At 63.2% G+C, this 2,672-nt stretch carries 5 protein-coding genes; all 5 read right to left on the bottom strand.

What is annotated here, in order from left to right:
- On the bottom strand, positions 1 to 343 hold a 343-nt coding region (locus ACFQ6N_RS40230), incomplete at its 3' end, for a hypothetical protein (RefSeq protein ID WP_380659117.1).
- On the bottom strand, positions 343 to 1,140 hold the full coding sequence (locus ACFQ6N_RS40225) for a Tox-REase-5 domain-containing protein (protein WP_053450303.1): 798 nt from the start codon (positions 1,138 to 1,140) through the stop codon (positions 343 to 345). The genes ACFQ6N_RS40230 and ACFQ6N_RS40225, both read right to left, overlap by 1 nt.
- An 8-nt stretch (positions 1,141 to 1,148) precedes the next feature.
- On the bottom strand, positions 1,149 to 1,484 hold the full coding sequence (locus ACFQ6N_RS40220) for a hypothetical protein (RefSeq protein WP_053450304.1): 336 nt from the start codon (positions 1,482 to 1,484) through the stop codon (positions 1,149 to 1,151).
- Entirely contained in the window at positions 1,484 to 1,942 is a 459-nt protein-coding gene (locus ACFQ6N_RS40215) for a DUF4123 domain-containing protein (protein WP_362554038.1), read from the bottom strand. The genes ACFQ6N_RS40220 and ACFQ6N_RS40215 overlap by 1 nt, the downstream gene beginning before the upstream one ends.
- Before the next feature lie 12 nt (positions 1,943 to 1,954).
- Positions 1,955 to 2,377 carry a PAAR domain-containing protein gene (locus tag ACFQ6N_RS40210; protein WP_053450306.1) on the bottom strand — a complete coding sequence of 141 codons (423 nt, stop codon included), beginning with the start codon at positions 2,375 to 2,377 and terminating at the stop codon, positions 1,955 to 1,957.
- Between the last annotated feature and the right edge of the window lie 295 nt (positions 2,378 to 2,672).

Raw genomic sequence — 2,672 nt, 5'->3', positions numbered from 1 at the left:
GGGAGCCAAGTGTGGGATCCAAGCCGAGCACGACAAGGCCTGGCGTGCGCCAATCACGATCATTGTCTACGTTGGCCAGCAACAGTGAAGCGCCCAGCTCATCGAAATCCCCAAATCTGTCTCGATCCTTCTCGATATTCCGCTCCATCCTGGCGAGGATCGCACCAGTATTCTCAAACGGTATTGACTTTTCCTTTGCGTTCGATGGCAGCGCATACCACCGTGCCATTAACGGGTGAAGCGGCGCGAGACGTTGCGTCGCCTGTACCGCCAAACTGAGCAACTGGTCAGGTGTTCGAGAAACAGGATCCGTTCGCATGTTTGTTTGAGCACTGACAATCATCAAATATCTCCACGGAATGGTATGTGCCTGCAAAGCATTGGATCGACGTATTCCGTTTCAATGGCTGCCGCCATCGTTCGATGCTGCATGAAGCACCACAGTAGCTTTGCCTGCCGACCAGCAACACCGATAGCGCCGCGCTGCCTGTTCATCTGCACCCCCCAAGGCCTGAACACTCCATGCTCCACAAACTCATACCTGGGAAGTCCTGCTTCATTCAAAAAATGGTCATACCTCCCCTTCGCCTCCACCACCGTGCAGTCCTTCAACCAGAACCCATCAAACTCACAGGCGTTGAAGTGCCACTCCTGCACGGTACGGGAGAAGCCCTTCCGGTGCAGATAGTCAAACAACGTATCCACTGAGAAGAACGTCCGCGCCGGATCGGCCTTGTCTGCCACCATGAAACCGAACCGCAGCGGTGCCGAGCGCAGGTTGGCGATGTACAGCTGGTACTCGTAATTGATCAGATTGCGCCGGGTGACATAGCGCCCAGTTCGGGGTGGACCAATGAACCCCTCCTTCAGCAGGCACTCGTTGCACGCGGTCTCGTCGGGCATCTGCGAGCAGTCCACCTCCCGCGCCTTGGCCGTCGGCTCAGCGCGCGCATCCGGCTTGGCTTTACCGCGCACCCGCTGCTGGATATCGCCCACCACATCGCGAATGCCATCGGCCACGTCACCGGTGGTCGGCCCGCCATAGGGTTCCACTGGATTGCCGTCTTCATCCACGCCGCCATTACCGGCTCCCATGCCGGGCCCAAGCCAGGGCCGCGGGCCGATGATTCTGGTGCCCATTGTTGCTCCTAGTGACCTGCCAGATTCGACAGCAGATCCGCCGCTGCCAGATTCGGGTTCTCTGCGCTGCGCATCCACATGTCCGCTGCCGGGACGGCCCGCAAACCGCGCGCCCATGCCACGTCCGCCTTCACCCAGCGCACCAGCACCGGCAGATGGGTGATGCGCAGCACATAGGCTGCATGGTCATGGCTTCGCACCACCTCATCCATCAATGCGCCATCGCTCAGATGACCGACGCTGCCGGGGTATTCCTCGCGAATCTCCCGGCACAACAACGGGAAAAAAGTGGAAGGGTCAGGCAGGCGCAGCAGGGCCTCCTGTTCCTCGTTGATCTCAAACATCAACCGGTCTCCGCTGCATACAACGCGTCACGTTCCAGGGCGTAGTGCTGGCCCAGCATCTGGAAGCGCCACTGCCGCAGCGGGCCCATCAGCTGCCTGCGCTGCTGCAGCGTGAAGGCCCGCTGCAAGCGCAGGAACACGCGGCCATCCCAGTAGCGCAGCAGTGCCAGCGTGCCGTTGGGGCGGCGCAGGTCCAGGCAGGCCTCCAGGTGCTGGAACACGGCTTCAAAGCCGACCTCACTGCGCAGCCAGGCCACGACCGGCTTGTCCAGTTCCAGCGCCCGCAACCATCCATCCACCTGGGTGTGGGACTGCGCGGGCAACTGCAGCAGCCACGGGCCGACGGATGCGTGCGCAGCCTCGGGCTGGCGCGCCAACAGGGACCGGTGCGGCAGGTCCTGGGCGTACCAGGCCAGCGCCTTGGGCGTGTCGGCGTACGCCGCTGCGTCGACAATCACGTATCGATTCATTCAGCGCCCCAGGAACGGTGCGCCGGAGCGCGAAGCGGCCAGCAGGCATTCCTCACACACGGGCTCCTTGGCAGCCTGCAGCGCTACGGGCAACGGGCCCAGATCCGAGGCAGCAGCGGCGGGCCAGACACCGTCAGCCCCGCCACCTCCCCCGCCCATGTCCACATAGACGCGGAATTGCTTGCCGGCAATCAGCGAGCAGCCGCACGAGAGCCTGTCGCCATGGCGTGCGACGGGCTGGCCTTCAAACGTCAGCGTGATGTCGCCACTGACGATGGTGGCCACGCGCTGGTGCTTGGGGCAGGTGGCCTTGTCACCCACCCGCGCAACCGGCATGCCCTCGATGTCGGTAACCGGCGATCCGCAGATGACCCTGCCACCGCCCGTGGTTGCATCACCCACCACAATCAACGTCCTTGCCACCCTGCAATCCTTCGCCCATGGATGTGGCCCGAACCTAGCAACGCCCCACACCCTCTGCACTTCATTGCGGCGTCCATCACGGCGTGCATGCTGCGGCCAAACGCGCGCAATGGCCCGAAACGTAAGGGGTTGGCTGGCAGAGGGCGCATACCCATGGCGCACTGGCCGCCCTCACCCGGCTATGCAGAACGCGACAGATCGCGCCGACGGGACCTCACCCCGCCAGCCACGTACAATGGGCCTTCCCCCACCCACCGCGCCGGCACAGCCCCGGTGCGGCGCTGCACGCCAAGAC

The sequence above is a fragment of the Kitasatospora sp. NPDC056446 genome, assembly GCF_042796115.1.
Classification (GTDB): domain Bacteria; phylum Actinomycetota; class Actinomycetes; order Streptomycetales; family Streptomycetaceae; genus Kitasatospora.
Note: the sequence above shows the minus strand (reverse complement) of the source record. Positions and strands in the feature narration are given on the sequence as shown.

What these genes read in the sequence shown, in the direction of transcription:
- ACFQ6N_RS40225 (WP_053450303.1), bottom strand. Translation starts at nt 1,140, where the DNA reads ATGGGCACCAGAATCATCGGCCCGCGGCCCTGGCTTGGGCCCGGCATG.
- ACFQ6N_RS40220 (WP_053450304.1), bottom strand. Translation starts at nt 1,484, where the DNA reads ATGTTTGAGATCAACGAGGAACAGGAGGCCCTGCTGCGCCTGCCTGAC.